Origin of the sequence: Caulobacter sp. BK020 (assembly GCF_004342605.1) — a bacterium.
Taxonomy (GTDB): Bacteria; Pseudomonadota; Alphaproteobacteria; order Caulobacterales; family Caulobacteraceae; genus Caulobacter.
The window spans coordinates 244973-263658 of sequence record NZ_SLZL01000002.1 but is presented as its reverse complement, the minus strand read 5'-3'; the positions used below and the strand labels follow the sequence as shown (position 1 = coordinate 263658).

The 18686-nt window shown below is 69.4% G+C and carries 12 protein-coding genes; 6 read left to right on the top strand and 6 right to left on the bottom strand.

Annotated features, from left to right (window positions below; genetic code table 11):
• The first annotated feature begins 12 nt into the window (after positions 1 to 12).
• Positions 13 to 1581 (top strand): carboxylesterase/lipase family protein, encoded by a 1569-nt coding sequence (locus tag EV278_RS03595; RefSeq protein ID WP_132086741.1) that lies wholly within the window; start codon positions 13 to 15, stop codon positions 1579 to 1581.
• A gap of 703 nt (positions 1582 to 2284) precedes the next feature.
• Here EV278_RS03595 and EV278_RS03590 read toward each other — a convergent pair.
• Positions 2285 to 4138, bottom strand: a complete 1854-nt coding sequence (locus EV278_RS03590) for a hypothetical protein (protein ID WP_132086739.1) — start codon at positions 4136 to 4138, stop codon at positions 2285 to 2287.
• A gap of 14 nt (positions 4139 to 4152) precedes the next feature.
• Positions 4153 to 5487, bottom strand: coding sequence for an MFS transporter (locus tag EV278_RS03585; RefSeq protein ID WP_132086737.1), 1335 nt, complete (start codon positions 5485 to 5487; stop codon positions 4153 to 4155).
• Positions 5488 to 5870: 383 nt separating this feature from the next.
• Here EV278_RS03585 and EV278_RS03580 point away from each other — a divergent pair, with 383 nt between their 5' ends.
• On the top strand, positions 5871 to 8696 hold the full coding sequence (locus EV278_RS03580; RefSeq protein WP_132086735.1) for a TonB-dependent receptor: 2826 nt from the start codon (positions 5871 to 5873) through the stop codon (positions 8694 to 8696).
• A gap of 86 nt (positions 8697 to 8782) precedes the next feature.
• Here EV278_RS03580 and EV278_RS03575 read toward each other — a convergent pair whose 3' ends face one another.
• Positions 8783 to 9406: a TetR/AcrR family transcriptional regulator gene (locus EV278_RS03575; protein ID WP_132086733.1), complete on the bottom strand. Its 624-nt coding sequence runs from the start codon at positions 9404 to 9406 to the stop codon at positions 8783 to 8785.
• A 113-nt stretch (positions 9407 to 9519) separates the two neighbouring features.
• Between EV278_RS03575 and EV278_RS03570 the strand changes: the two genes are divergently transcribed.
• From EV278_RS03570 to EV278_RS03555, 4 genes are read left to right on the top strand one after another with little or no spacing between them, the layout of a single operon-like run.
• Entirely contained in the window at positions 9520 to 10947 is a 1428-nt protein-coding gene (locus EV278_RS03570; protein WP_132086731.1) for an efflux transporter outer membrane subunit, read from the top strand.
• 30 nt (positions 10948 to 10977) lie between these two features.
• Positions 10978 to 12129, top strand: a complete 1152-nt coding sequence (locus EV278_RS03565) for an HlyD family efflux transporter periplasmic adaptor subunit (protein ID WP_207905429.1) — start codon at positions 10978 to 10980, stop codon at positions 12127 to 12129.
• Between the two features lie 42 nt (positions 12130 to 12171).
• The gene (locus EV278_RS03560) at positions 12172 to 13719 is read left to right on the top strand and encodes a DHA2 family efflux MFS transporter permease subunit (protein ID WP_132086729.1); all 1548 of its coding nucleotides are present in this window, start codon (positions 12172 to 12174) and stop codon (positions 13717 to 13719) included.
• A gap of 43 nt (positions 13720 to 13762) precedes the next feature.
• Complete coding sequence (locus EV278_RS03555; RefSeq protein ID WP_132086727.1) at positions 13763 to 14371, top strand: TetR/AcrR family transcriptional regulator; 609 nt, start codon at positions 13763 to 13765, stop codon at positions 14369 to 14371.
• A 24-nt stretch (positions 14372 to 14395) separates the two neighbouring features.
• Here EV278_RS03555 and EV278_RS03550 read toward each other — a convergent pair whose 3' ends face one another.
• The 3 genes from EV278_RS03550 to EV278_RS03540 form a co-directional block, all read right to left on the bottom strand.
• Positions 14396 to 15175, bottom strand: a complete 780-nt coding sequence (locus EV278_RS03550; RefSeq protein WP_132086725.1) for a DUF2334 domain-containing protein — start codon at positions 15173 to 15175, stop codon at positions 14396 to 14398.
• Positions 15176 to 15183: 8 nt separating this feature from the next.
• Entirely contained in the window at positions 15184 to 16023 is an 840-nt protein-coding gene (locus tag EV278_RS03545) for a glycosyltransferase family 2 protein (protein ID WP_132086723.1), read from the bottom strand.
• Between the two features lie 120 nt (positions 16024 to 16143).
• Positions 16144 to 18621, bottom strand: a complete 2478-nt coding sequence (locus EV278_RS03540; RefSeq protein WP_132086721.1) for a TonB-dependent receptor — start codon at positions 18619 to 18621, stop codon at positions 16144 to 16146.
• Positions 18622 to 18686 lie beyond the last annotated feature (65 nt).

The window sequence follows — 18686 nt, the reverse complement described above, 5'->3', positions numbered from 1 at the left end:
GAGAGATCATCGATGACCACCCATCGTCGCGCCGTCCTGGCGGGCGGCGCCGCCGCGAGCCTGGTCGCCGCGACCAAGGCGCGGGCCGCCGACGAAGGTCCGATTGTTGCGACCCGCTACGGCAGGGTGCGCGGCGCCGAGGTCGAGGGGATCAAGGTCTTCAAGGGCGTGCGTTACGGGGCCGACACCGCCCCGCGCCGGTTCAGGCCGGCCCTGCCGCCGAAGCCCTGGCCCGACGTCGTCGACGCCCTGGCCTACGGCCCGGCCAGTCCCCAGGCCAAGACCCAGGAAAACACCAGCGAGGACTGCCTGTTCCTCAATGTCTGGACCCCAGGGCTGGACGGCAGGAAGCGGCCGGTGATGGTCTATGTCCATGGCGGGGCCCACGCCAACGGCTCGGGCTCGGACCCGCTCTATGATGGCGTAAGGCTGGCCCGGCGCGGCGACGTGGTGGTGGTGACGGTCAACCATCGGCTCAACGTCTTCGGCTACGCCTACCTGGCCGAGTTGGGCGGGCCCGACCTGGCCGACAGCGGCAATGTCGGCAATCTCGACCTGGTGATGGCCCTGGAATGGGTGCGCGACAACATCGCCGCATTCGGCGGCGATCCGGGCAATGTCACCGCCTTCGGCCAGTCGGGCGGCGGGGCCAAAGTGGTCACGATGATGGCCATGCCGGCCGCCCGGGGCCTGTTCCACAAGGCCGCGACCATGAGCGGCCAGCACGTCACCGCCATGGGACCGATCCACGCGACCATCCGGGCCAAGGCCTTCATGGAACGGCTGGGCCTGCGTCCCGACCAGGTCGACGTCCTGCGCACCCTGCCCGCCCCGCAGTTGGTCGAGGCCCTGAAGACGCCCGATCCCCTGGAGTCCAAGGGTTCGATCCTCTTCTGGTCGGTGATGGACGGCGGCGTGCTGCCGCGCCATCCGTTCTATCCGGACGCCCCCCGGGAGAGCGCCCACATTCCGATGATCATCGGCAACACCCACGACGAGACCCGGGCCTTCCTGGGCGGCGATCCGCGGAACTTCACCCTGACCTGGGACGAGCTGCCCCAGCGCCTGGCGCCGGAGCTGGTGCTGGACGTCGCGCCCCGCCGGGTGATCGCCCGCTATCGCGAGCTCTATCCGCACTATACGCCGTCGGAGGTGTTCTTCGCCGCCACCACGGCCGGCCGCTCCTGGCCGGGCCACCTGATCCAGGCCGAGCAGCGGGCCCGGATCGGGGCGCCGGCCTGGATGTACCAGCTGGACTTCGGCTCGCCGATCGACGGCGGCAAGCTGCGGGCCTTCCACGGCTTCGACATCGCCCTGGTGTTCGACAATCTCGACAAGCCGGGCTCCAAGACCGGCACGGGGCCGGCGGCCCGCAAGGTCGCCCACCAGATGAGCGAGGCCTTCCTCGCCTTCGCCCGGACCGGCGATCCCAATTGCGCGGTGATCCCGGCCTGGTCGAAATACACCCTGCCCCGGCGCTCGACCCTGGTGTTCGACGAGACCTCGGCGATGGTCGACGACCCGCGCAAGGAAGAGCGGGAGCTGTTTTCCATGGCGCCGTTCCTGAAGGAAGGGACGTAGGCCAGCGCCACTTGCCCCCTACGGATCGCTTCGCGATCGTCTTCCCCCAGAGGGGGAAGAGCGCTGCCGCAGGCTCCGTGCGAAGGCTCCGCCCCCTCTGGGGGCGGACAGACCGCGAAGCGGTCAGGTGGGGGCAAGTGAGTGTGATCTCACACGGACTCCCGCTGAGCTTAATGGGAAGGGTGCGAAGCGCCCGGGCCTCGCCCGGAAGAGCTTTGATTTTAAGTACCGTTTCGACGAAGTCTGAGCGCTTCGCGCGGAGCCGTTATCCGGAAGCCTTCGGGTCGCGGATTTTTAACCCGCTCCGATGGAGGCCCCCGACGGGCGGAGCGTTGGCACACTCCGGACCGCCCGGGCGATTTCAGCCCGGGCCTGCTGGCTCATCCGCCTATCCTGGGCGCCGAAGCTTCGTCGCGACTGAGGCGAACCTGCTGCGAACCGATCCGGGATGCTTCCGAAGAAGCGCGGCGGACAAGCCTTCCCGCTCGTCCACCCCCGAAGGCCGCATCGGTCGCCGTACGTGCGCCCTCCCCGTGCCTTCAGGTGCAAGCATTATGGGGGTGGTTCTGGAGGCAGAGGACAGATTGGGGTCGAGAAAAATTAGATCCTTGATTTCCCTTATCTTTGCTCGCTATCCGCCGAGCATAACACCCCAAGATCTCCGCTGATTCCGGAAGGCCGGGATCAGCGGTTAGGGGAGGTTCTAACCGCGATCCCACGGAAAGCTCAGCGTCGGCGGATTCACGTGCCGCTTCATCCGCAGCGCCAGCCGCGTCCCCGCCCCGGCCGCCAGCCGCACGGTGAAGGCCGAGGCGTCGACCGCCACGGGCGGGCCGCCGTCGACCGACACGCTCAGCACCTGATGCTCGCCATAGCCGCCGCCCTGCACGGTCACCGTCCGGGCCTGGACCGGGTTGGTGTTGACCAGAACCACCGTCGCCCCGTCGTCGCCGAGGGTCTCGACCAGGGCCGCGACGTCCTCAGGAACGCCGGCCCGGCGGCGTTCAGGGTCGAAATAGCGCAGGCGGGCATAGAGCAGCGCCCCGCCCTGGGCCGGCGAGGTGGGCGACCACGGCGGCCGGGCGATATGGATCCCGCCCTGCATCAGGTGGATCAGGGCGTTGACGCTGGCGGGGTTGATGTCCAGCGCCGCGTCGGCCAGGCGGGTGTCGGGCGTGGAGCGGTCGTCGCGCTGGGCCTGGGCCCGGGCCCGCACCCGCTCCAGGTCCTGGCGCAGGATCCTTACCGGAAACCCCTGATCCTTGCCGTCCAGGAAGGTCAGCCACGGATGCTCGGCGGCCCGCGCCCGGTCCGAGGCCTTCATCGACAGGTACCAGATCTCCAGGCCGTTCACCCGATAGTCGCCGGGCGCATAGCCGTACCAGCCCTTGTCGCCGTACATGCGCGGCGTGTGGACCTTGCCGTCGATGACCTTCTTCTGGGCGTTGATGACGTCGGCCTGCCGGCGCCAGACGTCCAGGTACTTGTCGTCGCCAGTCAGCAGATAGGCGTTCATGAATCCGACGACGGCCCGCGGCACGCGGTTGCGGTCCTCGCGCTTGCCGGTCTGGGGCACGATCGGGCTGAAACCCCAGCCATAGACCCCGCCCCACCACTTGCCGCCGGTCGCGCCGCCGATCCTGCCGTCCAGGCCGATATTGCTGGGCAGCACCCCGCCATTGGCCCGGGCCCGCTCGACCCAGGCGTCGACATAGGAGAGCAGCCAGTCGCGGTACTTGGCCTCGTGGTCCAGCATGTAGGCGTTGAGCACCAGGCTGGTGACCTGCAGGTTCAGCGGCCCGTCGCCGATGACGTCGGTGTATTCGTCATAGTGGCGCAGGGTCTCTTCGTAGGTGCGCTCGCCGTGCTCCATGAAGAAGTCGCCGACCTCGAACGGGTCGCCGGCCCAGTCCAGCGGCGTGGCCTTGCGCAGCATCGGGCCACGGCTGCCGGTGATCATGCTGCGGATGATCCTGTGCTTGGGGTCGTAGTTCGGCGCCCCCGGGTCCTCGTTCATGTAGAAGCCGGAGAATCGCCGCACCCGATCGCGGTACCGGGCGTCGTAGGGGTCGGACAGCCCCAGCAGGTTGAACACCGACAGCCCCTCGGACAGGTGCTGCCAGTCGGTCATGACCGGAAATTCCTTGTAGTACATGCCTTCGCGGGCGAACGGCACGTCCTTGGTCCGGGCCAGGCTGTACTGGCGGACATTGCCCTCGTAGGCCGTCTTGGCCAGCGCCAGCAGGCGGTCGTCGCCGCCCAGGGCGTGCAGGTGCGGCCAGTCGTTGACGTTCTCGATGGCGTCGTCGGGACCGTCGTTGGCGCCCCAGCGCTCGACCGCCAGCAGGAAGCCGCGATCGTCGAAATAGCGGGCGAAGAAGGCCTCGCAGGCCTCGGCGTTGGCCTTCAGCAGCGCCCGCTCCAGCAGCGCCCATTCGGGCGGGGCCATTGGCGTGGTGATCTCCAGGGTCGCCGGCGTCGTTGCCAGAGCCGGCGAGGCGACGCCCGCCAGCAGCAGGGCCGAGGCGGCGCCCAGGAAGCGGCGGCGGGTGGTCATCGGCCCTCCCCCGCTCATGCGGCCGGCTTCAGCACGAGGCGCTGGATCTTGCCGACGACCAGGAAATAGGCGGCGATGGTGATCAGGCAGTGGACGCCGACGAAGACCAGCGCCCCGTCGAACGAGCCCGTGCCCTTGACGATGTAGCCGATGACGATCGGCGTCACGATGCCGGCGATGTTGCCGAAAGTGTTGAAGATTCCGCCCGTCACCCCGGCCATCTCCTTGGGCGAGGTGTCGGCCACCACCGCCCAGCCCAGCGACGCCACGCCCTTGCCGAAGAAGGCGACGGCCATGATCACGATGACCAGCCACTCCTGTTCGACATAGTTGCAGGCGATGATGCCGGTGGCCAGCACCATGCCCAGCAGCAGCGGGGTCTTGCGGGCGACGTCCAGCGAGCCGGTCTTCTTCAGCAGGCCGTCCGAGATCATGCCGCCCAGGATGCCGCCGGCGAAGCCGCACAGGGCCGGCAGGGCGGCGGTGAACCCGGCCTGCATGATCGATAGCCCGCGCTCCTTGACCAGGTAGATCGGAAACCAGGTGACGAAGAAATAGGTCAGAACGTTGATGCAGTACTGGCCCAGATAGACGCCCAGCAGCATGCGGCTGCCGAGCACCTGCCTGACGTTGGCCCAGGTGAAGGCCGCGCCGTTGGCCGTGCTCTTGTCCTCCATCCGCACCAGGCCGCCACCGGCCTCGATATAGTCGAACTCGGCCTTGTTGATCGCCGGGTGGTCCACCGGGCTATGGATCATCCGGACGAAGAAGGCGGCGGCCACGATGCCAACACCGCCCATGACGATGAACACCGAGCGCCAGCCGAACGTGTGGGCCAGCCAGCCCATCAGTGGCGCGAACGCCACCAGCGAGAAGTACTGGGCCGAGTTGAAGATCGCCGAGGCCGTGCCGCGCTCGGGGCCGGGGAACCAGGCGGCGACGATGCGGGCGTTGGCCGGGAAGGACGGGGATTCCGCCAGGCCGACCATGAAGCGCATGGCGAACAGCGCGACGGCCGCGGCCAGGCCGGTGAACAGGCCGGCGAAACCCTGCAGCAGGGTGAAGCCCGACCACAGGACCAGGGCGGCGGTATAGATCCTCTTGGAGCCGAACCGGTCCAGCAGCGCGCCGCCCGGGATCTGGCCCAGTACATAGGCCCAGGCGAAGGCCGACAGGATGTAGCCCATGGCCACCGGGTCCAGGCCCAGTTCCTTGGACGCCGACTGGCCGGCGATCGAGAAGGTGGCGCGGTCGGCGTAGTTGATCGTGGTGATGACGAACAGCAGCAGGATGATCAGCCAGCGGACACGGGTCCTCCTGGCGGCGCCGTCGGCGTTCTGCGCGCTCATCGCGTTCCTTCCCGTTCTTATCGTCGCGACTCTTCGAGTCGCGCGGGGCCCGTTCGTGGCCGCCAGGATCGAAAGGCTAGAGGGGCGAGGCGGCGGGGTCTAAGTCAAATCGCCTATCGACCGATCCAACGCCAACATCGATGACGACGGCTTCGCGGGGTCTTGGCGACGCCCGAGGCCTTGTTTCGTCCGGGTTTCCGGCCAGAAAGCCTGGATCGCATGGTCTTCGCCGCCGCATCGGTGCAGATCCTGCATCGGTCCATGCCCGATTGGGATTGGCCGTCGCCGCGAGCCGGCCCCTATCCTTTTCGACGCCACGAGAGGCCGGCGAGGATCGGTTTCAAAAAAGAAGAAGACCCGCCATCGCGGGCTTGGGAGGGAATATGACGTCTCGCGACACGTCGAATCTTCGCACCATCCTGCGCTGCGGCGCCTCGAGCCTGGCCGTGAGCCTGGCCGTCGCGGCCGGCGCCGCCCACGCCCAGGACGCCGCCTCGGTCCCTCCGCCTCCCGGCCAGGCGGTCGAGCCGGACAACGCCGTCGAGGAGGTGGTCGTCACCGGCTTCCGCGCCAGCCTGGCCAGCGCCATCAACGTCAAGCGCAACGCCTCGGGCGTGGTCGACGCCATCAAGGCCGAGGACATCGCCCAGTTCCCCGACCTGAACCTGGCCGAGTCGCTGCAGCGCATCCCCGGCGTGGCGATCTCGCGGATCAACGGCGAGGGCCGGCAGATCTCCGTGCGCGGCCTGGGCTCGGAATACACCCGCGTGCGCATCAACGGCATGGAGGCGATCAGCACCACCGGCGGCACCGCCAACAGCGGCGGGACCAACCGCGGCCGGGGCTTCGACTTCAACATCTTCGCCTCGGACCTGTTCAACAGCATCGCCGTGCGCAAGACCGCTTCGGCCGATGTCGAGGAAGGCTCGCTGGGCGCGACGGTCGACCTGAACACCGCCCGCCCCTTCGACTCCGGCAAGCCCCAGCTCGTGCTGTCGGCCCAGGCCAGCTACAACGACCTGGCCCGCAAGGCCGGCCCCCGCCTGTCGGCCCTGGCCAGCCGCACCTGGCGCGACGGCACGATCGGCGCCCTGGTTTCGGTGGCCTACGAGGATCGCCGTCTGCTCGAGGAAGGCGCCAACATCACCCGCTGGACCTATGGCGGCAGCAATGGCGGGTTCAACGCCGCCTCCACCCTGCCCGGCTACACCCTGGCCCAGATCAACGACACCAACCCGGCGACGGCGATCTACCATCCGCGGATCCCGGCCTATGTGAGCTACGACATCGAGTCCGAACGCTTCGGGGCCAGCGGTTCGCTGCAGTGGAAGCCGACGGCTGACACCACCGTCTCGCTGGACGCCCTCTATTCCTACCTGGCCGGAACCCGCAAGGAGGCCCAGCTGCAGGCGATCGGCCTGTCGCGCTCGGGGGCGGGCAAGCCCCAGACCATCATCCGCGACGGCGTGGTCGACGCGAACCACAACCTGGTCTACGCCAGGCTCGACAATGTCGACTTGCGCACCCAGTCGGCCTATGACGAGCTGAACACCGAGTTCAAGCAGTTCACCCTGTCGGCCGAGCACCGGTTCACCGACAAGTTCAAGGTCGGCGCCCTGGCCGGCTACGCGGACTCGACCTTCACCCAGCCGGTGTCGACGATCATCACCTTCGACCGGGCCAACAGCCAGGGCTATTCCTACGACTTCCGCGACCACCGCCTGCCGACCATCGGGCTGGGCTTCGACCCGACCAATCCGGCCAACTGGAGCGCGGTGAACGGCACGTCCGAGGTGCGCCTGCGGCCCCAGTTCGTCGAGAACCAGTTCACCAACGGCAAGCTGTTTGGCGCCTACGAATTCAACGACCACCTGACGCTGAAGGGCGGGATCGACTTCCGCAAGTTCGAGTACGACAGTTACGGCCAGTACCGGACCAGCGAGACCGTGGTCCAGACCCTGACCTCGGCCCAGCTGGCCGCGGTGTCCAAGGTCTATTCCGGCTTCGGCCGCAACCTTGGCCTGCCGGGCGGCAACGCCACGGCCTGGCTGGTTCCCGACATCGACGCCTACGCCCAGGCCTACGGCATCTACAGCAACAGCGGCATCTACGCCCTGACCAACACCAACAACAGCTCCGCGCGGGGCCAGTACGGCACGGTCGAGGAGAAGGACGCCGGGGTCTATGCCGAGGCCGAGTTCCGCTTCGACGCCTTCGGCCTGCCGTTCCGCGGCGACGCCGGGGTGCGGCAGGTCAACACCCAGCAGGAGTCCGGCGGCTATGCGGTGGTCAACGGCGCGGTGCGGTTGGTCAACGCGCGGCGCGACTACAACATGACCCTGCCGTCGTTCAACCTGGCCGCGGACCTGACCGACACGGTCGTCGCCCGGATCAGCGCCGCCAAGACCATCTCGCGGCCCGGCATCGGCTCGCTGACGCCTGGCGGCGACGTCAGCGTCCAGGGCGCCAACCGCACCTTCTCGACCGGTAATCCGGACCTGGACCCGACCCAATCCAAGAACCTGGACCTGTCGCTGGAATGGTATCCGACCCAGGGGGCGATCCTGGCGGTCGGCGTCTTCTACAAGAAGATCGACACCTTCGTGGCCACGCTGCGCACCCAGGTCCCCTACAACACCCTGGGCCTGCCGGACTCGCTGATCGCCGGCACCAGCGCCACGCCGACCGACATCTTCGACGTCACCCAGCCGGTCAATTCCAACGGCGGCGACCTGAAGGGCATCGAGATCAACTGGCAGCAGCCGCTGACCTTCCTGCCTGGCGCCTGGCGTCACCTGGGCTACATCGTCAACTTCACCCACGTCAGCTCGGACATCACCTACCTGACCTCGACCACGCCGGGCGCACCCACGGTCAACGCCCCGCTGGTGGGCCTGTCGAAGAACGCCGCCAACGCCACGCTCTACTACGAGACCGACCGCTGGAGCGTCCGCGGCTCGGTGGCCTATCGCGGCGGCTACCTGACCCAGGTGCCGGGCAACGACGGCAACGCCTATCACGGCACCAACTCGACCCTGAACGTCGACGCCCAGGCCAGCTTCAACGTCCGCCCGAACCTCAAGCTGAGCATCGAGGGCGTGAACCTGACCGACGAGTTCAACGACCAGTATGTCGGCGATAGCAACCGGCTGAACGTCTACACCCACAGCGGTCGGACCTTCTTCGTCGGCCTCCGCTACAACTTCTAAGGCGCGCCCTTCCTCCCGACAGCGCCTTGGTCACGGCGTCGGCCTCCCTCCGGCCGACGCCGTTTTCCCCGTTTGAGACCAGCCGGTCACCGATCCGGCGAGGACTCGTCCTCCAACGCGTAGGCGCGACAGAACACGTCGGCCGCCGCCTCGGCCGACGCGACCAGCTCCGCCTCGTCGATGGAATCCGCCGCCCCTTCGATGAGCCGCTGGACCGGACCAGCCTCGCACAGGGCGAAGAAGTGCCCCACCGCCCGCCAGGGGTCGGCCCGGCGCATGCGCCCCTCGTCCATGGCGCGGCTGAAATCGGCCGCCATGCGCGTCCAGCCGCGCTTGGGACCGTTCTCGAAGAAGAGTTTGCCCAGGTTGGACTTTGCGCCCTCGGCATAGATGATCCGGCGGAAGGCGATGATCTCCGGATCGTTGACGAAGCGCAGGAACTGGATCGCGAACTCGTTCAGGCCAGCCGGAAGATCGCGATTGTCGTGGAAGCGGTCGAACAGCGGATCGATCATCGTCGCGCCCTTCTCCAGCATCATCGCGACGAACAGCTCGTCCTTGGAGGCGAAGTAGCTGTAGAGCGTCTGCTTTGACCCCCCGACCCGGGCCGCGACCTCCGACATGCTGGCGGCCATGTAGCCACGCTCCAGGAACACGCCCTTGGCGGCCTCCAGGATGGCCAGTCGTTTCTCTTCGGTCTTGACGCGCATACGGCTTTCTGGGCTCCCAAATCTTTTCTGGACCGCACTGTACGATTTTCGCTTGACGGCGTCATGCGAAAATATAAATGGACCATACGGTACGGTTTGAGAAAGAGCCTCGCATGTCCTCCCCCGCTTCCAAGCGCGCCCTGATGGCGTGCCTCCTGTCAGCCAGCTGCCTTTGCGCCTGCGCGGCGGTTCCGAAACTGCCGCCTGCCCAGGCCATCAAGGCGCCTGCGGCCTATGCCGCCGAGGCCAGCCTGGCCGCGCCCACCGCCGACTGGCCCTCGGATCGCTGGTGGACGGCCTATGGCGATCCGCAGCTGGACGCCCTGATCGACGAGGCGCTGAGCGGCTCGCCCGACCTGGCCGCCGCCCAGGCCCGTGTCGCCAAGGCTCAGGCGCTGGCCGGCCAGGCCAGGGCCGCCACCCTGCCCAGCGTGACGGCCAACGGCTCCTACGCCTCGGTCAAGCAGAGCTACAACAACGGCGTCCCGCCCGCCTTCGTGCCGCAGGGCTACAACGACAGCGGCCGGGTCAGCCTCGACTTCGCCTACGAGTTCGACTTCTTCGGCAAGAACCGCGCGACCCTGGCGGCGGCGACCTCGGACGCCCAGGCTTCCCAGGCCGAGGCGGCCCAGGCGCGCCTGACCCTGTCGACCAATGTCGCCACCGCCTATGCGGACCTGGCCCAGCAGTTCGCCGACCGCGACGCGGCCCAGGACGCGGTCCGCACCCGCGAACAGACCGCCCAACTGACCGCCGATCGCCGCGACAACGGCCTGGAGAACCAGGGCGCGTCCGAACAGGCCAAGGCCAACCTGGCCGCGGCCCGCGCCAGCCTGGCGGCCGCCGACGAGGCGCTGGGCCTGACCCGCAACCGCCTGGCGGCGCTGCTCGGCGCGGGCCCCGACCGCGGCCTGGCGATCGAGCGTCCGAAGATCGGGGCCCTCAAGGCCTTCGGCCTGCCCGCCGACCTCAAGGCCGACCTGATCGGCCGTCGCCCCGACGTCATCGCCGCCCGCCTGCGGGCCCAGGCCGGCGCCCAGCGCATCCGCCAGGCCAAGGCCCAGTTCTATCCGGACATCGACCTGTCGGCCTATTTCGGCCAGCAGGCGCTGGGCCTGGACCTGCTGACCAAGGCCGGCTCGCGCATCGGCTCGATCGGCCCGGCCGTCAGCCTGCCGATCTTCCAGGGTGGCGCCCTGCGCGCCAACTACCGCGGGGCGGCGGCCGACTACGACGCCGCGGTGGCCAGCTACAACGGAACCCTGACCCAGGCGCTGCAGGATATCGCCGACGCCGCGGTCAGCACCCGCGCCCTGGACGCCCGCCTCGCGGAAAGCCGCAACGCCTACCAGGCCTCGCGCAACGCCCACGACATCGCCCTGCAGCGCTATCGCGGCGGCCTGTCGACCTATCTCGACGTGCTGACCGCCGAGGACGCGATGATCACCAACCAGCGGACGGTCGCCGACCTGGAAGCCCGCGCCTTCACCCTCGACGTGGCGCTGGTGCGCGCCCTCGGCGGCGGCTTCCACGCCGCCTGATCCCCATCCCCCTTCCTCCGGAGCCCTCCCATGTTCGACTCTCAAGACACGCCCGAGATCGAGGCCACCACCGCGCCCGCCCCGAACACCGACGCCACGGGCAAGCGCAGGATCCTGTTCGCCGGCCTCGCCGCCGCCGTCCTTTTCGCCGCGGGCGGCTATGGCGCCTACTACGCCCTGGTCGGCTCGCACCGCGTCGAGACCGACAACGCCTATGTCGGCGCCTATGTCGCCCAGGTCACGCCGCTGGTCGGCGGCCCCGTGCGCAGCGTTGCGGTGAACGACACCCAGGCTGTCAAGCAGGGCCAGGTGCTGGTCGTGCTCGACGACACCGACGCCCGCATCGCCCTGGCCTCGGCCCAGGCCGACCTGGCCAGCGCCCAGCGCAAGGTGCGCGGCTACCTGGCCACCGACCAGAGCCTGTCGGCCCAGATCGCCGCCCGCGGCGCCGATCAGGCTCGCGCCGCCGCAACCCTGGCCTCGGCCAAGTCGGACCTGGACCGCACCCGGGTCGACCTGGATCGCCGCAAGGCCCTGGCCGCCACCGGCGCGGTGTCAGGCGACGAGCTGACCCGCGCCCAGAACGCTTTCGCCAACGCCCAGGCCGCCTACGATTCGGCCAAGGCCGCCCAGGTCCAGACCGCCGCCAACCGCGCCGCCGCCGTCGGCTCCCTGGCCGCGAACGCGGTGCTGACCGACGGAACCAGCATCGACACCAATCCGGAGGTCGCCGCCGCGCGGGCCCGGGTCGATCAGGCCGCGGTGGACCTGGCGCGGACGGTGATCCGCGCCCCGATCGACGGGGTGGTGACCCGTCGCAACGTCCAGGCCGGCCAGAGGGTCGCCGCCGGCGCGGTGCTGATGCAGGTGGTTCCCGTCCAGCAGGCCTATGTCGACGCCAACTTCAAGGAAGGCCAGCTGCGCAAGGTGCGGATCGGCCAGCCGGTCGAGCTGGAGGCCGATCTCTACGGCGGCTCGGTCAAGTATCACGGCACGGTCGCCGGCCTGTCGGGCGGCACCGGCTCGGCCTTCGCCCTGATCCCGGCCCAGAACGCCACCGGCAACTGGATCAAGGTCGTCCAGCGCCTGCCCGTGCGCGTCGCCATCGACCCGGCCGACCTCAAGGCCCACCCGCTGCGTGTGGGCCTGTCGATGAAGGCGACCATCGACACCGCCGCCTGACCGTCCGCCTCCGTCCCCCAACCGCAGCCAAGGACAGCCGTCATGGCCAAGGCCCCCGCCGTCGCTTCCGCGACATCCCCTGCACCCCTGACCGGAGCGGCGATGATCTTCGCCGGCCTGGTCCTGGCGGCCGCCAACTTCCTGGTGGTGCTCGACACCACCATCGCCAACGTCTCGGTGTCGAACATCTCCGGCGCCCTGGCCGTCTCGCCCAGCCAGGGCACCTGGGTGATCACGTCCTACGCCGTGGCCGAGGCCGTGGTCGTGCCGCTGACTGGCTGGCTGTCGGCACGCTTCGGCGCGGTGAAGGTCTTCGTGCTCGGCATGGTCGGGTTCGGCCTGTTCTCCTTCCTCTGCGGCCTGGCCCCCTCCCTGAGCCTGCTGGTGCTGTTCCGGGTGCTGCAAGGCGCCTGCGGCGGTCCGCTGATGCCGCTATCCCAGACCTTGCTGCTGCGGGTCTTCCCCAAGAAATACGCCGCGGCCGCCACGGGTTTGTGGGCCATGACCACCCTGATCGCGCCGATCCTCGGACCGATCCTGGGCGGGACCCTCTGCGACAATGTCGGCTGGGCCTTCATCTTCTGGATCAACGTGCCGGTCGCGGCCGTCTGCAGCTGGTTCGCCTGGCGGCTGCTACGCAATCACGAGACCCCGCTGGCCAGGGCCCGGGTCGACCTGGTGGGCCTGGGCCTGCTGGTCGTCTGGGTCGGCGCCCTGCAGATCATGCTGGACCTGGGCAAGGAGCACGACTGGTTCGCCTCGCCGCTGATCGTGGGCCTGGCGGTCGTCGCGGCGATCGGCTTCGTCGCGTTCCTGATCTGGGAGCTGACCGACGCCAATCCGATCGTCGACCTGCGCGTCTTCCGCCACCGGGGCTTCACCGCCAGCGTCATCACCCTCAGCGCCGCGTTCGGGGCCTTCTTCGGGATCAATGTCCTGACTCCGCTCTGGCTCCAGCAGAACATGGGCTACACGGCCACCTGGGCGGGCTACGTCTCGGCGCTGCTGGGGGTGACCGCCGTGCTGGTGGCGCCCCTCGCAGCGGGATTATCGGCCAAGGTCGATCCGCGCCGGCTGGTGTTCCTGGGCGTGATCTGGCTGGGGGCGATCACCTTCATGCGCAGCCAGGCCACGTCCGACATGGGCTATTTCGACATCGCCCACTGGCTGCTGCTGCAGGGCTTCGGCATGCCCTTCTTCTTCGTGCCGGTGACCGCCCTGGCCCTGGCCAGCGTCACCGAACCGGAGACCGCCAGCGCCGCTGGCCTGATGAACTTCTGCCGCACGCTGTCGGGCGCCGTCGCCACCTCGATGGTCACCACCGTCTGGGCCGACAGCGGCAGCCGCAACCGCAGCGAACTATCCGGCCTGCTGAACGGCGCGCAGGACACCATGGACCAGATGACCGCCAGCGGGCTGTCGCCCGACCAGGCGCGCGGCAACCTTGAGCAGCTGGTGCAGGGCCAGGGCGTGATGCTGGCCACCAACCAGGTGTTCCTGGCGATGGCGGCGCTGTTCGTCGCCGCGGCCTTCATCATCTGGCTGGCCCCTCGCCCCACCCGGGTGGCGGACACCTCGGCGGTCCACTAGGCGCCCGGCCGCTCCTCCAAGCGTTTCCACAAGGAGCTCGATTGTGAAAGCCAAGCCCCAGACGCCCAACCCGGGCCACCGCCCCGCCTCCGACCGCCTGGTCGACGCGGCGACGGAGCTCTTCTACCAGCACGGCTATCGGGCGATCGGCGTCGACGAGATCGCCGCCCGAAGCGGCGTTACCAAGACGACCCTGTACCGATACTTCGAGTCCAAGGACGATCTGGCCGCCGCGTGCCTGACCCGGCTGGCGCTCGAGGACCTGGACCAGCTGATGGCCATCGCCCAGCAGCATCCCGACGACCCTGTGGCCCAGATCCGCGCCATCGTTTCGTCCGCGGCGGTCAAGGTGACCCAGCCCGGCTACCGCGGATGGCTGCTGTCCAATCTCGAGGCCGAGATCAGCGACCAGGACCATCCGATCCGCCGGGTCGCCAGGCTCTATAAGACCCGCCTGCGCGACCACCTCGTCGAGACCGCCCGCCAGGCCGGCTTTGGCGCGCCCGCCTCGCTGGCCGACGGCCTGCTGCTGCTGATCGAAGGAGTTGGCGCCAGTTGGCACAGCCTGGGCGCCGTCGGCCCGGCCGCCAAGCTAGCGCTGAGCTGCGAACTGCTGATGCAGGGACATCGAACGGTGGCGCACGCCGCCTAGGCGTTCGCCAGGCCAGCGGCGCGCCTATCCGGCTCTCAAGGTCATCCGGGCGCTCGACGCCTGGAGCGTCGGCTCGTCGAGGCTCATGCGCGCCACGGGCCTGGCGACGGGCAGGAACGCCTCGAGGAAGCGCCAAGCGGACTCGTCGTGGTCCAGATGATGGGTCAGCAGGCCCAGCGGTTGGTCCCAGGCCCCCATCAGCCGGCGCTCGGCCAGCAGACGGCGGGCGCGCAGCAGGAACCGGACCGCGCCCCGGAAGCGCGGCCTGGGCTTCCAGCGCATGACGTCCAGGTGGGCGTCCAGGCGCCCAGGCGCCTCCGCACACCGCATCTGGCCGTAGCAGGACAGCGCCAGGCCCTGCCGACCCAGCGCCTGCTTCAGGGTGGGATGGGCGCTGTTCCAGGGCGGCACGAACAGGCGCGGCGTCACGCCGGCCCGGCGGAACACCTCCATGGCCGCGCCCAGCTCCGACATCACGTCGGCCAGGCGGTCCTGGTCGTTGACCTCGCCGGACGGCCGCCCCGCCGGGGCGCGGTTCTCGTGGCGGAAGCCGTGGATCGCCAGCTCCGCGCCGGGAACCGCGGCGCAGGCCTTGGCCAAGGCGGCGATGTCGCCGTCCGGCACGGCGGCGATGGTGATCGGCGCGTCTAAGCGGATCGAAAGGGCCAGCAGGCGGTCCAGGGCCGGGCTTGGCCGCCGCGCGTCGTCATCGCGCCACCAGAAGACCGGAGCCTGACCGGCGGCTTTCCAGCGCGCCAGTTCCGGCCCGATCACCCCGGCGATCAGAAGGCGATGCAGCGACATGACCTGGCCTAGGCCGAATGACCCAGCCTGGCGTCGTCGAGGTCCAGGCCGATCACCGCGCCGGGGCGCGCGGCCTGGACGCTCTGGCCGGCCAGCATCCGGATCTCGCGGGCCTTGAGGTTGGAAAGCACCGGATAGAGGCCGGCCATGAGGGCGATCAGGAAACCCATGTCGCCCTCCCTGTAGCCCTTGCGCGAGACATAGCACTTGCAGAACCGGCGCACGCCCCGGAACAGGTCGTCCCACAGGCTCTTGATCTTGCCGCTGTCGGCCAGGTCCTGACCGCGCAGCGCGGTGTAGCGGTTGAGGCGCTGGACCATGTCGGCGATGTCGTCGTCGACCTTGTGCAGGATGGCGTTGGTCAGCCGGCCGCCATAGACGCCGGCGAAGGTGGTGCCCGGATGGACCCGCTCGCTCTTCCAGCGCTTGACGCCCTTGCGGAACAGCCGGGCCACCGACGAGGCGCCGAACGAGCCGCCCCAGCCGTGGCGCACCAGCCGCGCGCCCACGAAGTTGTCCACGGGCACCTGGTACCAGTCGCCGGCGTCGGCGCGGGCGATTGTCTCGCGAATTTCCCGGGCCAGGGCCGGGGTCACCGCCTCGTCGGCGTCCAGCTCGACGATCCAGTCGCCGCGGCAGGCGGCGACGCCGGCTTCCTTGCGCAGACCCTCGACGGGGAAGATGCCCGAGACGACCCGCGCGCCCAGCTTGCGGGCGATGGCCTCGCTGCGATCGGTGCAGCGATCGGCGACCACGACGATCTCGTCGCAGAACGCCAGCCGCGCCAGACATTCGGCCAGCCGCGCCTCCTCATTGTGGACACAGACAAGCCCCGACAGGACAGACATATGATTTCCCCGACCTGGGGCGGCCTTCCAACTACGCCCCGTCAGGAAATAAACGTCGCCCCGACCAGGGGACCTCAGAACTTTCTTTGCGTTCGCGTGCGTGAGAAGGTCACGCGCGCCCTAAAACATGCGAAAAACCACGAGACTCCAGGTGCGGGGGCGCAGCGGCGTCACCTGGCGCACCTGGCCGAAGCTGAACGGGTTGCCGTAGGCGAAGGTGTCGCTTGAGGCGTTGGCGGGGTTGGTCACCGCCAGGGTCCAGCTCCAGTCCCGCCCCACCAGCTCGGCCGACAGACGGCCGGTGACGTAGCCGCCCATCGACGGCGACAGGCGGCGGTCGAAGGTCAGGCGCGAGCGGCCGACATAGTCCAGCTCGCTCGTCAGAACCAGGCGTCGCGCCTGGGCCAGGGTCCGCTCGTACCGCGCCATGAGTCCGGCCGAGACGTCCGGCACCCCGGGCAACTCGCTCTGGGCCGCCGAGGCGAAGTTGGGGTTCACCTTGCTCAAGCGCGGACGATTGAACAGGGCGTTGGCGTCCAGGATCAGGCCGGGAGCGGCCAGGACCGTCGCCTCGACCTCCAGCCCGGTGTTGCGGCCGTCGCCGACATTGGCCGTGTAGGACAGGCCCGAGCTCAGATACTGATCGGTCTGGATGTCGGTCCAGACGTCGTGGAACAGGGCGGTCCGCAGGATCATCCGCCCATGGCCCGGCCGAAGGCTGGCGCCGATCTCGTAGTTGCGAAGATGGTCGGGCTTGAACGACCCGCGCAGCGTCGACGGCGCGATCAGGCCGCCTGAATTGAAGCCGCCCGAGCGATAGCCTTCCGAGGTCAGCAGATAGACCAGCCCGCCGCTCCAGGTCCTCTGGAGCGAGAATTTCGGCGACACGCCGGTGAACCGCGCCTTGCGGTCCAGCGCGCGCGACTGGCCGGGGGCCGGGGCTTCGACCGACGAGGTGGTGTGCACCTCGCTGCTGAAGGCGCGACCGCCCAGGCTGGCGGTCCAGCCGCCGCCCAGGTCGTAGGCGGTCTCGCCATAGAGGGCCAGCTCCCGCCGCCGGTCGCGGCGGGCTTCCAGATAGATCAGGCGCGAAGGTTCGAAAAAGGTCCGCGCCCGCAGTTCGCCGTCGGAGTCCTCGAGGCTGGCCAGGCCGTAGAGGCCAAACAGCCAGCGGAAGCGGTCGGTGTCGGGGGACGACAGCACCGCGTCCTCGACCAGCAGTCGTACCTTGCTGGCCTCGTCGAACAGGCCCACGTCGACGGCGTCGCCGCCCGCGCCGTTCAGCGCCGCCGTGGCGTCGAACCGGCTGGCGAACCGGTGGCGCACATAGCCGGTCGACGACACGAACCGCCCCCAGCCGCCCGCCCCCGTGACCGTCACCGCACCCTGCTCCAGGACGTTGTCATGGGTCTCGCGCACCTGGTTGGCCCGCCTCTGACCGCCCAGGCTGGGGGTGGTGTACTGGCTGTCGGTGGCGTGCAGATCCTGGCGCACGCCCGACAGCTGGATCGACCATTCCGGATCCAGCGCCACCGCCAAGGCGGCGCGACCGCCGGTCCGCGTGGTGCGGTCCACGTTGGAGAGGCGCAGGTTGACGTCGTCGACATAGCCGCCGTCCACGTCGCTGTAGGCCGCCAGGCGAAGGGCGGCGCGACCGGCGACGACCGGCAGGTTGACCACGCCCTCCAGACGGCTGCTGGGCGAACCGGACTCGGTGACGGCCGCCCCGGCCAGCACCGATCCCGACCGCTCGTCCAGCACCGGCTTGGCGGAAACGATCCGGTAAACCCCGCTCAGCGATCCGCCGCCGTAGAGCGCGCCCTGGGGGCCGCGCAGGATCTCAACCCGGTCGACGTCGATCAGCCGGAGGTCCGGGTCGGGAGCGTTGTAGGTCAGCGGGATGTTGTCGAGATAGGTGCCCACGGTCTGCTGGGTGCGGCCGGTGAAGGTGCCGTCCGACAGGCCGCGCAGCATGATCTTGTTGCGCGCCGCGCCCAGGTTTGTGGTGATGAAGCCGGCGGTCTGCTGGGAGATGCTGGTCGTGTCGATCGCCCCAGCGTCGCGCAGCCGCGCGGCGCCGATCACGCTGAGCCCGCCGGCCGCCGCGCCCAGGCGGGTCGGACGCTTGGTGGCGGTGACGATGACGCTGTCGATGGCCGGCGCCGCGAGCACCGGCGGTGGAGCGGCGGCGGGCGACCGCTCGACCGCAGCCCAGGCCCGTGTCGCCCGCGCCGGACGGATGCTGACCGTGGCGTTGTCGAGAACCTCAAACCGGCACGCCCCAGCGGTCACGGCCTGGAGCGCCTGGCGCAGGGTCAGGACCCCGACGACCGTCTGGCTGCGTCCCGGGCAGGACGAGGCGCCGCCCAGGGTCACCCGGGCCTGGACGCCCAGGTCGATCAGGGCCTCCGACCGAGCCTTGGCGGGAATGTTGAAATGGAACCGCGCCGGGGTCGCGGCGGCTTCACCGGCCAAGGCCAGGCTGGACGCCAGAACGAGGGCGGGACCGGAGCGGCGCAGGCAGGCGACGGCGACCGCGCCGGAACGTCCCGGATCGTCAGGCCGACCGCGAAGCTGGGATTTCGTGTCCGAAATCATCGGGCTCCAGCTCTATCCCCCTAGAGCTCAAGCTTCGCGCTTCGAACGATTCCGGTCCGGTCAGC